The following is a 21,009-nucleotide window of genomic DNA, read 5'->3' as shown; positions in this document are numbered from 1 at the left end:
CTCCAAGCGATCTGACGAATTCTTTGGACAGGATTACCTCAGCTAGGGGAATCCGGCTATAATCACGCTTCGTTTCTTATGAAGCGTGTCATCACAGCCGCGATTCTCTTGCCGATCCTTTTGCTTGCCGTGTGGTCATCCGAGCCCCTGTACTTCTTCGCCATGGCTACCGTAGCTGTGATTCTCGGCCTGCGCGAGTTCTATATCCTGGCCGAGAAAGCGGGTTGCCGTTGTCATCGGGCAATCGGCTACGCCGCAGCGATTGTCGTCATGGTGGGATTCTACCGAGGAGATGCGGAGCTTGTTCTCGCTGCTCTTCTCATCCACTACGGCGGAGAAATGTTCCTCTGGCTGATAACGGAGAAGCGGTTCGACACAGCGCTCGTCTCGACCTCGGCGAGTGTGGCTGGCGTTGTCTACGTGGCCGTCTTTCTCGGCTTTCTCGTTCTCGTGCGGGGGGACGCAAGCGATGCTGCACCTCGCCTTCTCACGCTGGGCTTCGCCATCATTATGGCCGGGGACACAGGGGCTTATTACGTCGGGCGTCTGATGGGTCGGCGGAAGCTCGCTCCCCACGTCAGTCCGGCAAAGACGGTTGAGGGCTCCGTCGGAGGATTGGCGGCCAGTTTTCTCGCGGCGGCAATATCAAAAGGGACGTTCTTTCCCGACATTCCCTGGGCGCACCTGCTTGTGCTGGCAACGATCGTCAATATCGTGGGGCAGATCGGCGATCTTATCGAATCCATGCTCAAACGGGGTTCGCAGGTGAAAGATGCCGCCGCTCTCCTGCCGGGGCACGGGGGGATGCTTGACCGCTTGGACAGCATCATTTTCAATGCCCCCATCATTTACTTGTATTTCCACTTTTTCTATCATAGGTGACCGGTGCCATTGCGATGCACAGGGACGCCAGAGGGTGAGACAATGGCAGACTGAAGCGGCTGCATTCCGTTTTGCGTTAAGGAGAGGGTGTCGTGAAACGGGTGGCAATTCTCGGCTCAACGGGCTCGATCGGCCGTAATGCGCTTGAGGTTATCGAGCATCTGAAGACGTATGAGGTCGTCGGACTGGCCGCCGGTCAGAGCATTGATCTGCTCGCCCGACAGATAAAGAAATACGGGCCCCAGATCGTCTCGGTCGGCAGCGAGGCTTCGGTCGAACTCCTGAAAAAGGAACTGGCCGCCTCCGGCGTTCCCGCTGCCCCGAAGATCGGTTCTGGTATCGAAGGGCTTTTGGAAATTGTCGGTCATCCGGATGTCGAGATCGTTGTGGTGGCAACGGTGGGCGCAGTGGGACTTTTGCCGACCTACCGCGCCATTGAAATGGGAAAGCGCATCGCTTTGGCCAATAAGGAAACGCTGGTGATGGCCGGCGAGTTGATGACGGCAAAAGCTGCTGAAACGGGAGCTGAGCTGCTGCCGATTGACAGCGAACATAATGCCCTTCATCAGTGCCTCCGATCGGTTGATCGGGCTGACGTCGCTCGGTTGATTCTCACCGCTTCGGGTGGGCCGTTCCGCACAACGTCGCCGGAGGAACTGGCTGATGTGACTCCCGAACAGGCGTTGCAGCATCCGACCTGGCAGATGGGTCGAAAGATCACCATTGACTCAGCGACGCTGATGAACAAAGGGCTGGAGGTGATCGAAGCCCGCTGGTTGTTTGGCTTTCCGCCCGAACGGATTGACATCCTGATCCACCCGCAATCCATCGTTCATTCGATGGTCGAGTTGACCGATGGTTCCATCCTGGCCCAACTCGGGGTCACCGACATGCGCTACGCGATTCAGTATGCACTCACCTATCCGGAGCGCCGGCCAACCCCATTACCGCGGCTGACATTTACGCCCTCGCTGACGCTGGAATTCCATCCGCCGGACGTGGAGCGGTTTCCCTGTTTGGAACTGGCGTATCGCGCTCTCCGGACCGGAGGCACGATGCCCGCCGTCCTCAATGCAGCGAACGAAATCGCGGTTGAGGCATTTCTCCAGCGACAAATTCCCTTCCCGGCCATAGCCGCCCTCATTCGCACCGTCATGCAGGAGCATGAACCACAACCTGTCCGGAGCATCGAGCAGATCATGGAGATTGATGCGTGGGCGCGTCGGCGCGCGCGCGCTCACCTACCGGATGTAGCAGCGTCAGAGGCGCGGACACAAGACGCGTATCGGTGAGAACACTCACGCTTACTTCTGGCACCATTCAGAACAACTGATGTGTGGAATCGCAGGAATTCTCAATCCATGCGGTGCTCCCGTTGATGAAGCCCTCCTTCGCCGAATGTGTGACCGGCTTCGACATCGCGGCCCAGACGAAGAAGGGTACTTTTTCGACGCGGGCGTGGGCCTGGGCGTCCGCCGACTGAGCATCATTGACCTGCAAACGGGCCATCAGCCGATTCACAACGAAGACGGAAGCATCTGGGTCGTTTTGAACGGCGAAATTTACAACTACCGTGAGCTGCGACGACACCTGACCGATCGCGGTCATCGCTTCTACACCGCCAGTGATACGGAAGTGATCGTTCATGCTTACGAGGAATACGGGGAAGAGTGTCCCTCGCTCCTCCGTGGAATGTTCGCCTTCGCCCTGTGGGATGGAAGGGAGCGACAACTGCTTCTTGCCCGGGACCGGGTGGGAGAAAAACCGCTCGTCTACGCGACGCCCAATGGGGGTCTCGTTTTTTCCTCAGAAATCCAGGCGCTGCGTGAGCATCCTGAGATTCGTTCGGACATTGACTGGGAGGCCATCCATCACTATCTCGTCTTCACCTATGTGCCGGCGCCCCGGACGGCGTTTCGAGAGATCCGCAAGCTGGAGCCGGGACACCGGCTCATCTGGCGTCAGGGAGAGATTCGCATCACCCGGTACTGGAAGCTCGATTTCGTCCCCAAGCTCCGACTGAGCGAGGACGAGGCGGTGGAGCGTTTGCGCGAGTTGCTCAGGGAGACGGTTCGCCTGCGGATGATCAGTGACGTTCCGCTGGGAGCTTTCCTGAGCGGCGGCATTGATTCTTCCACTGTCGTCGGCTTCATGAGCCAGCATTCATCGCAGCCGGTCAAGACTTTCTCCATCGGATTTGACCATGAGGACTTCACGGAGCTGGAGCACGCGCGGCGGATTGCCCACCATTTCGGTACGGATCACCACGAATTCATCGTGACGCCCGAAGCAGCCGAGGTCGTACCGATTCTCGTCCGGCACTACGGTGAGCCGTATGCCGATCCCTCAGCGATTCCCACCTATTATCTCAGCCGACTCACCCGGGAGCACGTGACGGTGGCGCTGACCGGGGATGGTGGAGATGAGATGTTTGCCGGGTATGATCGCTACTGGGCGATGGAGGTGGCCGAACGTCTTCCGGCAATCATCTCGGTTCCCGCCCGGCGCCTGGCCCGCGAGATGCATCGGTTGCCCCTGCCCTGGACCCATCGGTTGCTGCGTCGGCTCGAGCGGTTCGCGCTGGCCGCGCCGCTTCCGCCGGCGCGTCGGTATCGGAGTTGGGTATCGGCCCTCGACACCGAGCTGCACCGCGAGCTGTACACCGACGAGTTCGCCCACCTCACTACGTCCACATCGCCGGAGAGCGTTCTCGCCCCCTGGCTGGTCGAAACGCCGGGCCTCTCGCTGACTGATGCCCTGCTGCTGACCGATACCATGACCTATCTCCCCAACGATCTGCTCGTCAAAGTAGACATCGCCAGCATGGCTCACGGTCTGGAAGCGCGCGCCCCTTTTGTTGATCACCTTTTGCTCGAATTCGCCGCACGCCTCCCGGCACACTACAAGCGGCGGGGAGCCACGTCCAAGTACATCCTGAAGCAGGCAGTAAAGGGACTCTTGCCGGAGGCCACGCTCCGTCGGCGCAAACAGGGATTTGGTGTACCCCTGGCCCATTGGTTCCGGGGATCCCTGCGCCCGCTGCTCGAAGAAACGCTTCTTTCGGATCGAGCGAGAGGTCGGCGATTATTCAAGCCGACGGTCGTGAAATCCCTGATTGACGAGCATCTCGCAGGGCGACGCGATCACGCGCACCTGCTGTGGACGCTCCTCATGCTGGAACTCTGGTTCCAGCAGTGCGTGGATTAAGCCGAGACCAAAAGCGAGATGCCCGCCGAGGATGGAAGCAAAGCACCGCCGAAGACCTTGAGGAAGGAAAATCCGGATGAATGAGCGACTCCACGCCGCGTCGAACCTGGTGATCAGAGAGCGCACACTCGACGGCGAGGAACGCCTGCTCCTTCGACGAATTTTCTTCGTCGGCCTGACGCTGCGGATTCTGGTCGCCCTTGTGATTGCCCTTTTTGATCTGGAGGACTTCTTTGGTGGCGATGCGGCAACCTATCACCTCATTGGGGCAAGCATTGCTCGATACTGGCGTGGAGAGTCGGCCTTCGCCGTCTGGCCGGCGAGCCAGCCGGGCTACTTTTATTTCGTCGCAGCCATCTATTACGTTCTCGGTCCGGTTCCTCTGCTCGTTGTCATGATCAACTGCTTCGTCGGAGCATTTCATGCGCTCCTGGTCTATCGCATTGCCCTGCTGGTCTTTGATCGCCCGGTGGCGCGAATGGCCGCCTGGTTGACGGCGTGCTTCCCGTCGCTGGTCCTCTGGTCGGCTCAACTGCTCAAGGATCCTCTCGTGATCTTGTGCATCCTCCTGTGCATCTATGCCGTCCTTCAGCTTCACCACCGTTTCTCGCTCATCTACGTGCTCCTGTTTTTTGCTGCGCTTTTGCCCCTTCACCCGCTCCGCAATTACGTCTTCTACATTGTGGCAGTATCGGCGGTGATCTCATTCATCGGGAGCAAGCGGGGACCGATTGTGGGGCTGACGACCCAATCGCTCATCGTCTTTCTGCTCACCCTCATCATCAACAGTGTGGGCGTGCTCGATCGCGAACTGGAATCGCTCACTGTTGACCACGTGCTTCAGCAGATTCACCTCTCGCGCATCAAATTGGCGACGTTTGCGCAATCGGGATTTGCCCGCGAAGCTGATGTCTCGACCGTTGGCGGAGCGCTCCGCTTTCTGCCCATCGGATTTCTCTACCTGATGCTCGCTCCCTTTCCCTGGGCAATCACCAGTTTGCGTTCGGCCATCACGATGCCGGAGATGGTCGTCTGGTGGGCCCTGATCCCCTCACTCGTGCGCGGACTCTTGCTGGCCGTGCGCCGGAAGATTGCGGAGAGCGCCGTCATTTTGCTCTTCACCGGAGGCCTGACTATCATTTACTCGCTCTTTCAGGGGAACGTGGGAACTGCGTATCGGCAACGAGCCCAGATTATCGTCTTCTTCTTCATCTTCATCTCGGCGGGCTGGCTCGACAGGAGACGGAAACGGATGCGGCAGCCCCCGGAGTCCAACCCCCCGCGCAGGCCTCAATCGGCCGAACCCGTATGAGGAGGATCCGAATCCTCGCCCTCACGTCGTATCCCGTTGAGGCAGCGGCGACCCGCTATCGGATCGAACAATACCGGCCACTTCTTCGAGAGTTTGGAATTGACGTAGACCTGAGTCCATTTCTTTCTCCAGAGACTTTTCGCATTCTCTACGTCAGGGGCCAGACCGTGAGAAAAAGCCTGGGGCTTGTGGCAGCGATGCTGCGCCGGGTGCCGCTTCTGTGGCGCGCGCGACGGGCCGATGGGATTTTTCTTCAGCGCGAAGCTGCGCTCTTCGGCCCACCACTTGTGGAATGGGTCCTGGCGCGCCTCTGGCACAAGCCGCTCATCCTCGATCTCGATGATGCCACGTTTGTCTCCTATGTCAGCCCGACATACGGATCGCTCGTGACCCCCCTCAAATGGTTTCGCAAAACAGATTCGCTCATCCGCTGGGCCGACGCCGTCATCGCCGGAAATCGTTATATCGCCCACTACGTGAGCGAGCGGGGCAAACCTGTGACGATCCTCCCCACGGTGGTTGATACCGACGTTTTCAAACCCAAAGAGGAATCATCTGATGTGCCCATCGTCGGATGGATCGGGAGCCACTCCACGTTCCCTTTCATCAAAGCGATTCTGCCCGTTCTCGAAGAAGTGGGACGGACACATCGGTTCCGCCTGAAGATCGTGGGGGGATCGGAAACGGTTCGGTTATCCACTGTGGAAGTCGTCAACGAACCCTGGCGGCTGGAGCGCGAGGTGGAGGATTTTCGCTCGCTCGATATCGGACTCTATCCGATTCTCGCCGATAAGTGGTCAGTGGGGAAATCCGGCTTCAAAGCCGTTCAGTATATGGCCGTTGGGATTCCCACCGTTGCTTCTGCCGTGGGAGCGGTTACTGAGATCATCGAAGACGGCGTCACCGGATTTCTCGTTCGAACGCCCGAGGAGTGGTACGACCGATTGCACCGGTTGCTCGAAGACCCGAAACTTCGACGGCGGATGGGGAGGGCTGCCCGGGAGCGAGCAGTGACGCGGTTTTCACTGACGGCACAGGCGGAGATTCTCCGCGATGTGATCGCAGATGTCGTTGATCGGAAAAGGATGGCCTGATGACTGCCTCAGCCGCCGCCCACGAAGTGAACGATCTCCACCCGATCTCCCTCCTCGATTCTGACGTGCTCCCAATCGGCGCGGCGAACGATCTGATAATTCCGCTCGACAGCGAGGCGTTCGGGAGCGAGATCGAGGTAGTTCAGCAACTCGGAGATCGTCATCCCATCGGGAATTTCTCGTTCGATCCCGTTGAGAATCACACGCATAAGCACAGTCGCACGTGACCGACGCGACCTGCCGGCACCGGCAGCTCAACTGTTGGATGGGGCGGGCTCGGCAAGAATTTTCTTGATCATCATCTCGCAGAGTGCGGGATTCTCGTGCCAGGTGAAGACGAACCGTACGCGCCCCGCCCGATCAATGATGGCAATCGTGGGCACCCAGGTCACACTGTACAGGTCGAAGCTCCGCTGACCATCGTCAATCGCCGTCCCGTAGGGAAGCTGCCGAAGCCGCTTGAAGTGGATGAGGAACGTTTCCTCCTCCTCCCGGGTTGCCCGTCCGACCTCGCGTCCGTTGAATCCGTAGTACCGGGTCACGGTGAGAATTTTCAAGCCATCTTTCTGGTACCTGGCAGCCCATTCGCGGAGATGAGGGATCATACCCCGACAATCCGGGCACCAGGCGGCCCAGAATTCGAGGGCAACGACCTTCCCTTTGAGGCGCGCGAGGGTGGTCGGTTCTTCCTCCAGCCACTTGACGGTGACGATCTCGGGAGCCGGTTTTCCCAGCATCTCCAGTTGCGCCAGAGCGCTCTTGATATAGCTCGCCGATTTTTGCAGCGTCTGGGCTGCATCCCCACCGACGACCGATTGACGCTCGAACTCGGCTTTTACTTCGCTGAGCATCCGGGCGGCATCCGGGATGCGACCGACGGCCACGTACAATTGAGCGAGCGCCCAGGCCGACCGGGAAATCAGCGGAATGATGCCGCTTTTCCGAGCGGCTTCCAGCGATCTCTCCTCATAGGCCACAGCGGCGTCCACCTGACCGGCGGTCGTTGCAGCAATGGCCAGCAGATGGTACGCTCCGGCGCGAACCTCCTCGGCATTGAAGGCGCGATCGGAGATTGCCGCGGCCTCCAGTTCAGCGTCCTTCAGCCGTCCGGCCTGACACAGCTTTTCGATCACATTCAGACGCACGCGCTCGCGCTCTTCCGGAACTACCGAGTCATCGGCGACGACGTCGCGGAATAACATGAGAGCTTCATCGGCCCGATCAGCCAGGGCGTAAAGATAACCGAGATAGAACTTCTCCAGGCCGCGGGGCTGTCGCGCCTTCACAACGGAGGCATACTGAAGGGCTTGCTGCTGGGCTCGGGCACGCGCCGCTTTGGTCTCCTGTTCGGAGAGATCCGCGCGATTGGCCTCGCGCAACAGTTGCGTGACTTCCTGAACATACTCAACTGCAGGGCGTTCGGCCGGGCGTTGTGACGAACCCCCCGTCTGCGGGCCGGCCTGTGCTCCGGCCGTCACGGCCAGGATCAATAGCACGGTAGCGCAACTCACACCCTCTCGCCTCATTACCCCACCTCCTTGTGCGACCAAAGTGTAGCACGCCATCCCCGACAAAGAAACCAGTGGCTGCACCCCCGAGGGAGAGGTGCCGCGCCATCCACCACAGCCGCTGTTATCCAAAGTAAGGGTGAGCTATTCCAGGAGCGACCGAGCAGTTCCATCACTCAAGCGTGAGGAAGAGGGTTCGTCAACGAGCGATTGACCGAAATATCTGATCGAGGGCTGTCGCGGACAAACAAAAATCCGGAAGAGAGCGAAACGTGCTCGCTCTCTTCCGGCCCTGTGACCAAGGAGGAGGAAGGTCGCATCCATGCCGTTGGTCGTGCGGTCAAACGCGTGGCCTCAGCGACATCGGCATTCTCACGAAAAGATCCGTTTTTCCTCGCCGTACCTCTGTCGTCTTCAGTTCTTCCGGTAGAAGGAAAGGAATCCGAGACGGCCTCCTGTATTGAGAGGGCCCACACCGCCCCAGATGATCATCTCTGCCCCTGTCCACACGGCCGTGTGGCCGGTGCGTGCTGTTGGTGAATTCGAACTCGTGAACGAGGACCAGGCGTTGGTTTCCGGGTCATAGCGAGCACCTGAGCGTTGTGCTCCGTTGAAATTGTTCCCTCCCCAGATAATCATCTCTTTTCCCGTCCACACGGCCGTGTGGCTGCTGCGCTCATCGGGAGCATTGGCGGTGCTGACGGCCGTCCAGGTGTCTTTGGTCGGATCATAACGGCCGCCGTTGCCGTAGAAATCAAGGTTGTTGATGCCTCCCCACACCACCATGACGGATCCCGTCCAGATGGCCGTGTGGTTGCTGCGCGCCGATGGTGCGTTCGTAGTACTAATGGGCTTCCAGGTATCGGTTTGGGGATCGTAGCGAGCCCCGGTATTTGTCCGGCTGCTGCCGCCGACGAATCCTCCCCAGACGATCATCTCCTTACCCGTCCAGATGGCTGTATGTGAGCTGCGGGGCGACGGTGCATTGGCCGTACTCATTGGCGTCCAGGTATCGGTGGCGGGATTGTAGCGTGCGCCCGTATTGGTCAAACCGCTGCTTGTACTTCCGCCCCAGACGATCATTTCCGTACCGGTCCACACGGCCGTGTGTCCGCTACGCGCTGCAGGGGCTCCGGTCCTGGTCACCGGTCTCCACGTATTGGTTGTGGGATCATAACGTCCCCCATCGTTTAGCGGGCTGAGGAGCGATGTTCCGCCCCAGATGATCATCTCCGATCCCGTCCATACAGCCGTGTGATTCGTTCTCGCGCTGGGCGCTCCGGTAGTGCTTGTTGGCGTCCAAGTATCGGTAGTAGGATTGTACTTCGCCCCGGTATTGGTGAATCCGCCGATGATCAGAGTGCTCCCGCCCCAGATGATCATCTCCGACCCCGTCCACACAGCCGTGTGACCGCTTCGGGCACTTGGCACGTTGGTCATGCTCGTGGGGAACCAGGCTTCAATAGATGATCTGCCGATTTCGCTGTATCCCGCAGCGGCAATCACCGCGTCACCCGGTCGTCCGAGAATGATTGCCCCCGGCGGTAGTCCTGATGTATCGGCTTGGGTCGTGGCCCGTTCAGGACCAGGGGGCCCCGGAGGACCAGGCGGTCCCGGAGGACCGGCTGGTCCTGGGGGGCCGGGAGGCCCGGGAGGCCCGGTGGGAAAATCCACCACCGTCAGAAATCGCACAACATTTTCGCTCGGCCCATAGCGCAGCGGATCATTCGGGACAGAAAAGAGAACGGGGACCGGTCCTATATCCGCTGTTGTCACCAGCGTGATCTCGGCGCAAATAATGTCACGCGAGGTTAAAGGGGCGGGCGATCCAAGATACCGAAGTTCCAGACTGTTCTGGCTGGCATCCACTGTAGCCAGGAATTGACCTGAAGTGAACCTCGGAGAATCCGTCGTTATCCGGTGCACATTCCCGCCAAGCATCACTCGGGCCCCGGCCAGCGTCACAACGAAGGTATCGCCCGGAATCAGCACCGATGTCGTCGCATCGCTTCGCCCCGAGAGACATACCAGCGCCTGCGACCCCTGAGCTGCCGGGAAGATGCTCGGCGAAATCGTCACGCTCGGTAGTATCCGCGCCTGGAGCGATGATTCAGCTATCGCGCAAGGAGCCATCGCTCCGATCAGGAGGCCCGCGATGATTTTCTGACGCCCTACTCTCATATTGTTTTCCCCTCTGCCATGCTGCGTTCCGATAGTTCGACTGAACGACGGGGTGAAAGTGTTGCACGAAATTATTGGCGTGCCGATGGGGGTAGATCGCCCACTTATGAGCGAAGGGAGTGAGGGACGAACCGGGCTCTCTGTCCGTGCCTTTATCCTCCAGGCCGGATTCGGACAATGGTCTTTCCCGAACCCTGGGGACTATAATTGGGGCCCGTCATGAAGGGGGACCGAATCACTCGCTGCACCGCAGTGCTGGAACAGCAGTTGAGCCGCCGGGGATATCGTTTCATCGCGGGCGTGGACGAAGTCGGACGTGGGGCACTGGCCGGCCCAGTTGTGGCCGCAGCCGTGATTCTCGATCTCTCGAACATCCCTGATGGGATTGATGACTCCAAGAAATTACGACCGGCTCGCCGGAGCCAACTCGCCGAAGCAATTCGTCTCTCGGCCAGAGCTGTTTCAGTGGCTGCCGTCGAAGCCGGGGAAATTGATCGAATCAATATCCTTGAGGCCACCAAACGTGCAATGCTCCAGGCCCTCGCGGGACTTCAACCGGCGCCCGATTTCGTCCTGGTGGATGCGCTCACTCTACCGAATCTGCCGATCCCTCAGCGGGCAATTGTTCATGGTGATTCCCTGTCGGTCTCAATCGCCGCAGCCTCCATCGTGGCCAAGGCATGGCGTGATCGTCTCATGGTCGAATATGACCGCCTTCATCCTGGCTATGGGTTTGCTCGGAACGCCGGCTACGGGACGAAGGAGCATCTCCAGGCCTTGCAGAAACTCGGTCCCTCGCCGATTCACCGCCTGACCTTCCGGGGAACTCAAACGAACCTTTTCCCGTTATGACTGCGAGGATGTGACCCCGCATGTGGGCTACCATGTGTCCCCCCACAGGAGTCATCCTGAAGACCTAAAGCTCCAAACGGAGACGAATACGGATTACGCCACCTGAGCATGGTCAGTCGGCGAGGCGGTGAATCTTCGCCTTTATCCCGGCGCATCGGTGGTGACGCTCACGGGAGGTGCCGGTTGGCCATTAGCCTGTCAAGCACCTGATGCACGCTGAAGGGATAGCTCAAGCGCAGGATGGACGTTCGGTCGCGCACGAGATCGTCAAGGAGCGTCTCGACCAGCCGATCAATCTCGGCTTGAAACCGCCGGTCGGTCGAGCGCACGCCATCATCAATGAGCCATTCATCCACGATGGGAACCTTCACCAGCAGCGTGTAGGTGGGAATCCAGTTTTCGATGAGGGCGTCAAGGTAAGACCGGCGTCCGAACTTGTGACAGTAGTAGGCATAGTTGTCCAGGACCGAGCGGTCGCAGACAATGGCATCGGCGCGGCTGGCCGCTTCCAGTTCCGCCGCGATGTGGCGATGAAGGATCCACAATTGACTGGCCTCGGATGTGGCCTCGTTGATAGGAAAAGGGCTCCGACGGGCCATCTCGACGACCAGCTCCACACGATGACCGCGCTTCTGCAGTTCCGTGCAGAGAGAGAAAGCCAGCGCCGTCTTGCCGCATCCGTGAGTCCCAATAATCGCCAATTTCATTATCTGCTTCCCTCCACGAAAACTCTTCGACGCGACCGGAGTGTGCCCGGCTCCTGCTGGCCCCTCATTGTGCCACAGGTGGCCGCCGCGCGGATAGAGCGGTTGCGTTTTATTCGCAGCCGCACTATAATACGCCCTCACAATTTTCCAGGATTTCAACGCGACGTCCTCGCTGGCCAACCTCGTGCGTCTCGCTCGTGGACTATCTGAGCCATAGGTTTGGACTCGAATGCGGTGAGGTAACTCATGGGACGGAAACGCAAAGACCTCGATACCCTGCTCAAAGAAGTGAGTATTTCCACCGTCGAGGCGAACGAGGGAGAGAGCGAGGTCCCCTTCCCTCTCTCGGATGAATCCGAGGAAGCCATCAGGGAAGTTCTGGGATTACGACAGACACCGCGTCGGGATGACGAGGAAGAGCACGCCCAGACTGACTTTTTGTGGGCAGTGGAAATGAAACCGGAGGATGGGCGTGAAGAGCCCGATGCGGACCCGGACGCCGAGGATGATCGCAGCATTGACTCGATCCGTCTTTACCTGAGAGAAATGAGTGTCATCCCCCTGCTCACGCGAGAAGGGGAGGTGCGATATGCGCGCCAGATTCAGCGGGGTCGGCGTCAGGTGCTGAAGGCGCTCTCGCGGTTTCCCGGTGTGATTGCCCATCTTCTGTCCATGCGGGACCGGCTCATTCGAGGCGAGATGAGCATCCGTGACATCCTCGTCGGTCCTGAGCCAAACGACTGCGCGGAGACGGACGAAGGGATGGCCACGGCGGATGTTACCGGATTCCTCGACAGGCTCGCGGAAATTGAACGACTGAGCAACAAACTGGCACAGCTTCAACAACGTTCCCGTCGGTGGTCAGTCCGAGGAAATCGCCGTCACTGGTGGGCGCTCGCTCGAGTCCGCGTCCAACTTTCACGAGCGGTGCGATGCCAGCGCAGGGCTCCGGGCGAATGGATGACTGACGTTGAGTTTACGCCTCGCCTTCTCGATGAACTTATCGGGCTCGTTCGCTCTGCCGTCCAGGAGGTCGAACAGGCCGAGCACGTGATCGAGCACCTGCGGGCCGAGCGCGCCCGGACTCGCGGACGCCGCGACCGAAATCGTCTGACCCGCCAGCTCAGAGCTGCCCGCGCCGGTCTCGCCCGTCTCGAACAAAAGCACGGGGTCTCTGCGCCTGAACTGAAACGCCTGTGGCAGATGATCCAACGCGGAGATCGGGAAGCCAGCGAAGGTCGCCAGAGGATGATCGAAGCCAATCTTCGACTGGTCATCTCCATCGCCAAGCGACATATCCATCGCGGGCTACACTTCCTCGATCTCGTCCAGGAGGGCAATCTCGGCCTCATGCGGGCGGTGGAGAAATTTGATTGGCGGCGCGGCTATAAGTTCTCGACCTATGCCACCTGGTGGATTCGCCAGGCGATCACGCGAGCCATTGCCGATCAGGCGCGAACCATTCGCATTCCGGTTCACATGGTCGAGACTATCCAGCGGGTAATGAAGACATCGCGTCTGCTGGCTCAGGAACTGGGGCGCGAGCCAACTCATGATGAGCTGGCCGAGCGATTGAATCTGTCGGTCTCCAAGGTCCGCCAGATCCTCAAAATCGCCCAGGATCCGATCTCGCTGGAAACCCCGATCGGAGACGACGAAGGTTCGCATCTGGGGAATTTCATCGAAGACAAGTCTCTCGCTAGCCCGCTTGATGCCGTTCTTGCCAGTAACTGCCGCCACGTGACAGAAGAAGCCCTCCGGTTACTGACCGAGCGCGAGGCTCTAATCCTTAAAATGCGGTTCGGGTTGCCTCCCTACGACCAGGAATATACGCTGGAGGAAATCGGTCGCCGGTTGAAAGTGACCCGCGAACGGATTCGCCAGATTGAGGCCAAAGCTATAAAGAAGCTCCGTCATCCCACGCGCAGCCAGGCCCTCCGCTCGTTCATTGACGGTCGGGTGAACGCTTGAGGGCACAGGTCAAGTTGGGGTGGTTACTGTCGAGCCGACGCTTCTCGACGTGAAATCTCAAAGAGCCGCCCGTCTGAGCGGGAAACTCTAAATGCCCGAAAAACCCACGCCCCTTTGACGGAAGCATCATGAGTGATCCTCAGGCGAGGGCGGCAGTCCCGAGGCTTCGTAGTAGAGCGCTATCTCTCCAGCCATGAGTGCCACCCGCAACCATATTCGAGCGATCATCAGCAGTTGCCCCCAGATGAGCCCTGCTGCAACGAGCACCATGAGGGTCGAGGGCAACCACCTTTCAACCACCAGATAAATACCGATGACCAGAACATTGAGGGCTCCAAACCCATAAAACACACCGAGCGTCGCAGCAAGATTGCGTCGAACAAAACGAGCGGCATCCCATGCCGCACTGAGCACCCGTCGGGAAGGCTCTGTGACGATCCGGATCCGGGCGTAATCAAAAACCATGACGGCGAAAAGCAGCACGACCACCAGGACAAGGTTCTTCGTCAAGTAGACGGCAAAGATGGCCCCCTCCGACATCCAGTCTTCTGTCAGGCGATCCAGACCCCCGATGAACCACCAGCCCCGCGTCATCACGCGGTGGAACAGAAAGAAAATTGCCGAGTACACGGCGAGCGACACAACGAACAACTGCATGAACCGGGGACCATGCCGAGCAATACCCTCCAGGAACCGGCGAAAGGAAAACCTCGCCGACGGAAGCAACACTTCCACCATCCCCGCCGAAAGCAATGTCGTCAGCAAAAGATAGAGCACAAGGGTCCAGGCCACGCTCCCACTTAAACTCGACAGGAACCCTCGCTGATAGGAAAGAAATTCCGCGAGCCACTCAATGTCAGGCGAGCCGAGCGACCGATCGCTTTCGAGCGAAAAGCTCAACGAGTCGTCGAGGATCCGGTAGACGGGAACCGTCAACACACCGGCAACGATAAGATTGACTCCCCAGAGCAGGATGACGAGCCAGAGATTAGCTCGCGCGCGAGCCAATCCTTTCCTCAGAGAAGCGAAAAAGAGCCTACCCCGTCTATGGGGAATGGCGGCTTCGCCAGATGGAACACTCATTGTTTCGCTTTACCTCCGAATTTGTGGCGCGGGCCTTCTAGCCTGCGCTTTCTTTGGCCGCCTGGAAAGGCTGCGCTACTTGAAAGCTATCGCGCGCAATCGAAATTGATCAGCCGAACAGGCTCACCTGATGCAACAGGTTTTGAAGCCAGAGAAGCCATTTCCCGGCCCATCGGTAGGTCGCTCTCCGATTGGGAATCAGTCGTCGGCTATTATTGGTCCTGTTGACATCGAGAAAGACGCGGCGATCCGGATCCACCGTTGCAGAAACGACGCGGGCTGCGCGAAGATAGTGCAAGCGATACCATCGTCCCTGTCCGTCCCAGTGTTCACGACGACGCTCGCCGGAATCGAAGACGACTTCAACCTCCACGGGGAATGTGACCGTGCCCAGTCGCCGAATCGTTACTGTGGACTCAAAGAGCCTCCCTCCAGGAGGCTGAGGAGGAGAAGGTGGACCGACCCCCTGTGGGGGAGTGACTGGCTCACTGCGGACTTCAGCGACGGCATAATCGAGAACACCCGACCCATAGACGACCTGAGAGAAAAACCAGCGAAGATCCTGACCCGTGACCTCCCTCACCGTCTCGATAAAATCTTCCGTCGTCGGATGGCGGAAGCGAAACCGTTGGTGGTAGTTCCGCAGGACGCGGGCCATGACCTCTTCCCCCAGGTACCCTTCCAGGGTGCGCAACAACAGTTCCGGTTTCTGATAGGAATTCACACGATAACTGGCAAGATCGTAATACTCCCAGGCAGCTCGTTTCATGTCGTCGTCCGAGGGCCGCTCGATATACTGGCTCCAGCTGCGCTGCCACGAGTATTGGGCAATATCGGTGAGATAGCTTCCCAGCGGCACGCGCTCCACACCGACAAAGGGGATGGGCGGCAGCGACACCTGTAACCACGTCATCCCCGGCACAGGGATGCCGAAGAACCGCTCGTGGAGATAGTTCGGTCCGTAGGCCTTCTCCAGCACTTTGCCCGTCGAATAGGAATTGATTCCCTCGTCGAGCCAGGCCTCCTCGAACTCATTGTTGGCGACCATTCCATACCAGTACTGATGGCCGAATTCGTGAACGATCACGCCTTCGGGTTGAAGCACGCGACGCGGGGCCCACCACCGGGTCCCGGCCGTAATCAGTGTCGGATATTCCATTCCCCCGGCAGGTTCTCCCCCGCGCGGCGGATCAACAACGGTTAATGTCGAGTAGGGATAGCGACCATACCAGAGGCCGAAATATTTGATGGCCTGAAACGCGGCGCGAAAATGGCGCTCGATCTGATGAGCATGATCAGGCTGAATGAGTAGGATGACCTTGACATCGCCAAGCTCAATCTCCTCACGCGGGAGGCCAAAGAGCCGCATCATCTCGGCCATTTCCGCTTCGCTTACTTCCTTTCGGGCGATGAAATCCCGCTCCACGCGAAGAAATCGCGGGCTCGCCGTCCAGGCGAAATCGTGCACGTTTTCTTGAACGAACCTATAGGTGATCGTCCCGTCCCCGTTGTCCGACGTTTCGCGGGGAACGCCTCCGGTGGCTCCCACGATATAGCCTTTGGGCACGCGGAGACTCACGTCATAGGTGCCGAAGTTCGCGTAGAATTCACTGGCGGCGTGGTACTGATGGCAGTTCCACCCTCCGGTCAGGCGCCCGCGCGTCCCCGCCTTCTCATAGACACCGATCTTGGGGAACCATTGCGCCACGAAAAAAAAGTCGCGGAAGAATCCGCTCCGTGTCGTGAGTCGGGGGAGCTGGGAAAGGAATTCGATCTCCAACGTAATCGCCTGGCCCGCACGAACCGGTTCGGGCAATGTCACACGCATGACCGTTTGATCGGCGGAGTTGCCATCGTCCGGCTGGATGTATTCGATGCGAGACGTCAGGTCTTCCCCTCCCACGATCCGGAACGATCGCACGTCGGTGTAGCCCCAGTGGGTGAAATCGAATCGCTCCAACCGCACCGTGTTCCGCGACTCACGCATGAAGGTCGTCTCGCTATTTTTGAAGGCATTGAGATAGAGATGAAACTGAAGTTCCCGGACATCATCCGGTGAATCGTTTTTCCAGCGCAGAAGTTCCTTGCCCGCGACGGCCTTGCGGTCAACATCAAGCGTCGCCTCGATTCGATACGCCACAATGGGTTCTTGGGGAGCGGCGCTCGCCGGTGGTCGTGACGCTTCAGTAACGGACACGCCCGGGAGAAGCGGATGCGGGCTTTCGATCTGTGGGGGCGAGTTTCCCAGCCATCCACTGGCGGCAAGCAGCACGCCAATAATTCCAGCGCAATTTCGCCTCATACGTTCTCCCTTTTCGCTGGCCCTGAAAGGACGGCGATAGTCTACACATTTCGGGGCCTCTTAGCTACACTGGCGGACAGGGGTGCAGAATAAGGAGAGGAGGACTCCGCCCGCGGCGATACCGTTGGCGGAGCCCCATCCCCTCCGACGACAGGGTGAGGATGAGAGACTATGGACTTGTGGATTGAAAGTCTCATTCGACTCATGGCCGCCGCTTTCCTGGGCGGTCTCATCGGGCTGGAGCGAGAGCTGAGTCACAAACCTGCCGGCTTGAGGACGAACATGTTGATTTGTTCGGGATCGGCGCTCTTCATGATCGTCTCTCAACTCGTGGCCGGCAGCGGGACCCACAGCGGGGATCCCGGTCGGATCGCCGCACAGGTCGTCGCCGGGATCGGTTTCCTCGGGGCAGGCGTCATCGTGCACAGTCGTGGTTCAGTCGTCGGAGTCACAACGGGAGCCACGATCTTCGTCATCGCTGCCATCGGTCTGGCCGTCGGCGGAGGGTACTATGTCCCGGCAGCGGCCGCGACGCTCATCGTCATCGTCTCGCTTCTCGTTCTGGGAAAACTGGAGAAAGCCGTCCTCCCGAAGAACCAGCAACCATTCTTCTTCACCATCACAACGACTGATGTCCAGGGAGTTCTCACCGAACTCGGCCGACTCGCTCGTGAGCAGAAGTTCGCCGTAGAGACCATTTCCGCCGAACCGATCCAGGACGGCTTTCGTCTGCGGTTCACGATTCAAACGACGCCGGAGGGACACGAGAAGATCGTGCCGCTGCTCTTGACACTGCCGGGGGCTCTGCGCGTAGAGTTGCCGGGCAATGCCGGCAAATAATGGCGACACGACAAACGCGACGACGCTCTATCTGGCCGACTGGATCCTCCCGGTCAGTCGGCCTCCCTTTCGCCGAGGAGGAATTGCCGTCACCGGCTCCAGGATTGTCTGTGTGGATCGCGAGCGCGCGCTCCGCTCCCGCTATCCGGAGGCCGAGGTGCGGGATTTCGGTCCCGCCGCTTTACTTCCGGGACTGGTCAATGTCCACTGCCACCTGGAGCTGACGGTCATGCGCGGGCTCCTCGAAGAGAGATCGTTCTCTCGCTGGCTGCTCAAACTGACCCGGTCGCGCAACCAGTTGTCGAGCGAGGACCTCATAGATAGCGCCCGCGCTGGCGTCTGTGAGGCAATCCGTTCGGGCCAAACCACACTGGCCGACGTTGGTGCCACCACATCGGGGTTTATCGCTCTTTGTGAAAGCGGCCTGCGTGGAATCGCCTTTCAGGAGGTCATCGCGCTTCGACCGGGGGACGCCGAGCCGAGTCTTGATGCATTGGCCCGCCGGGTTTCTGAACTCCGTGCTCACCCGGCCCGCACCGAGGAGGTGCTGGTGGGCGTCTCTCCCCACGCTCCCTATACGGTGACGGCAGAACTCTTCCGTCGGGTCAGCGTGCTGGCCCTCCGGGAAAGTCTTCCCATCTGCATTCATGTGGCAGAGTCTGAAGCCGAGGACCAGTTTCTTCGCCACGGGCGCGGCGACTTCGCCCTTCTTTACCGCACCCGATTGATCCGCTGGACGCCACCGCGCTGTTCCCCGATCGCCTATCTTCATCAGCTCGGGATACTCGACGCGCGTCCGCTCCTCATCCACTGCGTGCGAGCGGATGAGGAAGATGTCCGCCTTATCGCCGAGAGCGGCTCGTCCATTGCCCATTGCCCGACATCCAACGCCAAACTCGGCCATGGGATCGCACCGCTCGCTCGTTTTCTGCGGGCGCGGATTCCGGTTGGACTGGGCACCGACAGCGTGGCCAGCAATAATCTCTGCGATTTGCTCGGCGAGGCGCGCTTTTGCGTGCTCCTGCATCGTGCTGCGGCAATAGGTGATGAACGGAGTCGGATTTCTCCCTGGCTCACTCCAACCGACATTCTGCAAATGGCGACGCTCGGCGGCGCGCGGGCCCTTTCGCTAGATAATCGCATCGGTTCGCTTGAGGAGGGCAAAGAAGCCGATTTCACTGTCATCACGCTGGCTCACCTGCACACCCAGCCCATCTATGATCCGGTGACGGCAATTATCTTCTCCTGCCGGGCAGAGGATGTGATTTTCACCGCCGTCGCCGGGCGCGTTCTCTACGATGGACACAGAGTCCGCACGATGGACGAAGATCGCCTCTCCGCCCGGCTCAAGGAAATTTCCACACGCCTCGCGTCAGGAGGGAAGTGACAATGAAGCGACTCTGCATTCTTCTTCTGGCGATGCTGCTTGTCAGGAGTCTCGTTCACGGAGGAGAGAATCCTCCGCTTTTGCCTTCCTCGGTCGTATCGGCGATGGCCCAGGAAATTTCCGGTGAGACGGCCAAGCGTCATCTGGAATTCCTCGCCCGCCATCACCGAATGAGAGGGTCGCAGGGTTTTCACCTCTCGGCCGAGTACATCGCCGAGCAGCTTCGCGCCTATGGACTGTCAGAGGTACAGATCGAACGCTTTCCCGCCGATGGCCGCACGTTCTACGGGGCGCAAAAAGCGCGTCCCGCATGGGACGCCGAATTCGCCGAACTGTGGGAAATGCGCCGAGCAGGCGATGGATGGGTTCCCCATGTGCGGCTGGCGAGTTGGGATGCGATGCCGGTGACCCTGGCGCAGGACAGCGAAAGCGCTGATGTCACCGCGGACCTCATTGATGTCGGCGAGGGGACGAGCGAAAGCGATTACGCGGGGAAGGATGTCGCCGGGAAACTCGTGCTGGCGGCGGCGCAGCCCGGTCCTGTCGCTCGCCTCGCCGTCGAGCGATACGGTGCCGTCGGCATCATCAGCTATGCTCAAAATCAGCGCACGGCCTGGTGGGGCGAAGACGAAAACCTCATCCGCTGGGGCCACCTGGACAGTTTCTCCCCAACGAAAACCTTCGCTTTCATGATCTCGCTCAAACAGGCCCGTGCCTTTCAACAACGGCTGCGCCGTGGGGAAACGATTCGGTTGCGGGCGATCGTGCGCGCAGGGCGTCGTCCGGGATTTTATGAGGTCGTGACGGCCCTCATTCCCGGCTCGGACCCCACGCGGCGGAGCGAAGAGATCGCCTTCAGTTGTCATCTCGATCATCAACGTCCGGGAGCTAACGACAATGCGAGCGGTTGCGTCGCTATCCTGGAAGTCGCCCGCTCTCTGGCCAAGCTCATTCGCGAGGGAAAGATCGGCCGACCGGCGCGATCGCTTCGCTTCATCTGGCCGCCGGAAATCGAGGGAACGCTGGCCCTCGTCAATAGCCGCCCTGAACTGATCCGCCAGATCAAGGCTGTCATCCACATGGATATGGTTGGCGGGGGGCCGGAAACCAAAGCGATCTTCCATATCACGCGCAGCCCGGCCAGCCTCCCTTCATTTGTCAACGATGTCGCCGAAGCCATCGGCGAATTCGTCAACGCGCAGACCGAAGCGTTCGCCTCAACGGGATCCGCGACGCTACCTCTACATGCCCCGGAAGGAGGAAAAGAACCGCTGCGGGCGGAACTGGCTGAATTCACTCTGGGAAGCGATCACCAGGTCTACACCGACGGGTCCATCGGCATCCCGACGATCTATTTGAACGACTGGCCCGACCGATATATCCACACCAATTTTGATTCGCCGGCCAACATTGATCCGACCAAACTGAAGCGAGCAGCTTTCATCGGAGCTACGAGCGGATATTTTCTCGCCACCGTGAGCGCCACTGACGCACCGACCATCCTGACGATCCTGCAGGCGCACAGCCTCCGACGCACGGCAACCATGCTCAAACGCCGCAGCGAACTTACTCGTGAGGAAGCGGCTGGACTCACGCGGTTCCACCTCTGGTATGAACGGGCCGTGATTGATTCCATGCAGCGTTTCTTCCCCATTCCCCCAGAGGTCAAAGCGAAAGCCGAGA

Annotated in this window: 16 protein-coding genes; 10 read left to right on the top strand and 6 right to left on the bottom strand. The window is 59.5% G+C overall.

The features are described from left to right. Positions 1 to 78: 78 nt before the first annotated feature. The 5 genes from VNM72_15040 (at position 79) to VNM72_15020 (ending at position 6,495) form a co-directional block, all read left to right on the top strand. Positions 79 to 882 carry a phosphatidate cytidylyltransferase gene (locus VNM72_15040; protein HXF06710.1) on the top strand — a complete coding sequence of 268 codons (804 nt, stop codon included), beginning with the start codon at positions 79 to 81 and terminating at the stop codon, positions 880 to 882. A gap of 92 nt (positions 883 to 974) precedes the next feature. Continuing rightward, on the top strand, positions 975 to 2,174 hold the full coding sequence (locus tag VNM72_15035; GenBank protein HXF06709.1) for a 1-deoxy-D-xylulose-5-phosphate reductoisomerase: 1,200 nt from the start codon (positions 975 to 977) through the stop codon (positions 2,172 to 2,174). A 40-nt stretch (positions 2,175 to 2,214) separates the two neighbouring features. Continuing rightward, positions 2,215 to 4,089 carry an asparagine synthase (glutamine-hydrolyzing) gene (gene asnB, locus VNM72_15030; GenBank protein ID HXF06708.1) on the top strand — a complete coding sequence of 625 codons (1,875 nt, stop codon included), beginning with the start codon at positions 2,215 to 2,217 and terminating at the stop codon, positions 4,087 to 4,089. Between the two features lie 76 nt (positions 4,090 to 4,165). Next, positions 4,166 to 5,401, top strand: coding sequence for a glycosyltransferase family 39 protein (locus VNM72_15025; protein ID HXF06707.1), 1,236 nt, complete (start codon positions 4,166 to 4,168; stop codon positions 5,399 to 5,401). Next, positions 5,398 to 6,495, top strand: a complete 1,098-nt coding sequence (locus VNM72_15020; protein HXF06706.1) for a glycosyltransferase family 4 protein — start codon at positions 5,398 to 5,400, stop codon at positions 6,493 to 6,495. Before VNM72_15025 ends, VNM72_15020 begins: the two co-directional genes overlap by 4 nt. Before the next feature lie 8 nt (positions 6,496 to 6,503). On the opposite strand, the gene thiS is transcribed toward VNM72_15020, so the two are convergent. The 3 genes from thiS to VNM72_15005 all read right to left on the bottom strand — a co-directional run bounded on the left by thiS (position 6,504) and on the right by VNM72_15005 (position 10,184). Next, positions 6,504 to 6,704, bottom strand: a complete 201-nt coding sequence (gene thiS, locus VNM72_15015; GenBank protein HXF06705.1) for a sulfur carrier protein ThiS — start codon at positions 6,702 to 6,704, stop codon at positions 6,504 to 6,506. Positions 6,705 to 6,749: 45 nt separating this feature from the next. Beyond that, complete coding sequence (locus tag VNM72_15010) at positions 6,750 to 8,021, bottom strand: redoxin domain-containing protein (GenBank protein ID HXF06704.1); 1,272 nt, start codon at positions 8,019 to 8,021, stop codon at positions 6,750 to 6,752. Positions 8,022 to 8,417: 396 nt separating this feature from the next. Continuing rightward, positions 8,418 to 10,184, bottom strand: coding sequence for a kelch repeat-containing protein (locus tag VNM72_15005; protein ID HXF06703.1), 1,767 nt, complete (start codon positions 10,182 to 10,184; stop codon positions 8,418 to 8,420). A gap of 219 nt (positions 10,185 to 10,403) precedes the next feature. Between VNM72_15005 and VNM72_15000 the strand changes: the two genes are divergently transcribed. Next, on the top strand, positions 10,404 to 11,036 hold the full coding sequence (locus VNM72_15000; protein ID HXF06702.1) for a ribonuclease HII: 633 nt from the start codon (positions 10,404 to 10,406) through the stop codon (positions 11,034 to 11,036). 167 nt (positions 11,037 to 11,203) lie between these two features. Here VNM72_15000 and VNM72_14995 read toward each other — a convergent pair whose 3' ends face one another. After that, on the bottom strand, positions 11,204 to 11,743 hold the full coding sequence (locus VNM72_14995; protein ID HXF06701.1) for an AAA family ATPase: 540 nt from the start codon (positions 11,741 to 11,743) through the stop codon (positions 11,204 to 11,206). Positions 11,744 to 11,989: 246 nt separating this feature from the next. Here VNM72_14995 and rpoD point away from each other — a divergent pair, with 246 nt between their 5' ends. After that, positions 11,990 to 13,714: an RNA polymerase sigma factor RpoD gene (gene rpoD / locus VNM72_14990; protein ID HXF06700.1), complete on the top strand. Its 1,725-nt coding sequence runs from the start codon at positions 11,990 to 11,992 to the stop codon at positions 13,712 to 13,714. 126 nt (positions 13,715 to 13,840) lie between these two features. Here the strand turns inward: rpoD and VNM72_14985 are convergent, their stop codons facing one another. Both VNM72_14985 and VNM72_14980 read right to left on the bottom strand, forming a co-directional pair. Continuing rightward, positions 13,841 to 14,797, bottom strand: a complete 957-nt coding sequence (locus VNM72_14985; protein ID HXF06699.1) for a hypothetical protein — start codon at positions 14,795 to 14,797, stop codon at positions 13,841 to 13,843. Positions 14,798 to 14,906: 109 nt separating this feature from the next. After that, complete coding sequence (locus VNM72_14980) at positions 14,907 to 17,099, bottom strand: M1 family metallopeptidase (protein ID HXF06698.1); 2,193 nt, start codon at positions 17,097 to 17,099, stop codon at positions 14,907 to 14,909. Between the two features lie 171 nt (positions 17,100 to 17,270). Here VNM72_14980 and VNM72_14975 point away from each other — a divergent pair, with 171 nt between their 5' ends. The 3 genes from VNM72_14975 to VNM72_14965 all read left to right on the top strand — a co-directional run. Then, positions 17,271 to 17,939: an MgtC/SapB family protein gene (locus tag VNM72_14975; GenBank protein HXF06697.1), complete on the top strand. Its 669-nt coding sequence runs from the start codon at positions 17,271 to 17,273 to the stop codon at positions 17,937 to 17,939. After that, on the top strand, positions 17,926 to 19,326 hold the full coding sequence (locus VNM72_14970; protein HXF06696.1) for an amidohydrolase family protein: 1,401 nt from the start codon (positions 17,926 to 17,928) through the stop codon (positions 19,324 to 19,326). The genes VNM72_14975 and VNM72_14970 overlap by 14 nt, the downstream gene beginning before the upstream one ends. Positions 19,327 to 19,328: 2 nt before the next feature. Next, positions 19,329 to 21,009: M28 family peptidase (locus VNM72_14965; protein HXF06695.1), on the top strand; the 1,681-nt coding region annotated here is incomplete at its 3' end.

Source organism: Blastocatellia bacterium, assembly GCA_035573895.1.
Lineage (GTDB): Bacteria > Acidobacteriota > Blastocatellia > HR10 > HR10 > DATLZR01.
This window is presented reverse-complemented; position numbering and strand designations above follow the sequence as displayed.

Coding starts and splice junctions, on each gene's coding strand:
- VNM72_15040 (HXF06710.1), top strand. CDS start 79: ATGAAGCGTGTCATCACAGCCGCGATTCTCTTGCCGATCCTTTTGCTT.
- asnB (HXF06708.1), top strand. CDS start 2,215: ATGTGTGGAATCGCAGGAATTCTCAATCCATGCGGTGCTCCCGTTGAT.
- VNM72_15025 (HXF06707.1), top strand. CDS start 4,166: ATGAATGAGCGACTCCACGCCGCGTCGAACCTGGTGATCAGAGAGCGC.
- VNM72_15020 (HXF06706.1), top strand. CDS start 5,398: ATGAGGAGGATCCGAATCCTCGCCCTCACGTCGTATCCCGTTGAGGCA.
- thiS (HXF06705.1), bottom strand. CDS start 6,704: ATGCGTGTGATTCTCAACGGGATCGAACGAGAAATTCCCGATGGGATG.
- VNM72_15010 (HXF06704.1), bottom strand. CDS start 8,021: ATGAGGCGAGAGGGTGTGAGTTGCGCTACCGTGCTATTGATCCTGGCC.
- VNM72_15005 (HXF06703.1), bottom strand. CDS start 10,184: ATGAGAGTAGGGCGTCAGAAAATCATCGCGGGCCTCCTGATCGGAGCG.
- VNM72_15000 (HXF06702.1), top strand. CDS start 10,404: ATGAAGGGGGACCGAATCACTCGCTGCACCGCAGTGCTGGAACAGCAG.
- VNM72_14995 (HXF06701.1), bottom strand. CDS start 11,743: ATGAAATTGGCGATTATTGGGACTCACGGATGCGGCAAGACGGCGCTG.
- rpoD (HXF06700.1), top strand. CDS start 11,990: ATGGGACGGAAACGCAAAGACCTCGATACCCTGCTCAAAGAAGTGAGT.
- VNM72_14985 (HXF06699.1), bottom strand. CDS start 14,797: ATGAGTGTTCCATCTGGCGAAGCCGCCATTCCCCATAGACGGGGTAGG.
- VNM72_14980 (HXF06698.1), bottom strand. CDS start 17,099: ATGAGGCGAAATTGCGCTGGAATTATTGGCGTGCTGCTTGCCGCCAGT.
- VNM72_14975 (HXF06697.1), top strand. CDS start 17,271: ATGGACTTGTGGATTGAAAGTCTCATTCGACTCATGGCCGCCGCTTTC.
- VNM72_14970 (HXF06696.1), top strand. CDS start 17,926: ATGCCGGCAAATAATGGCGACACGACAAACGCGACGACGCTCTATCTG.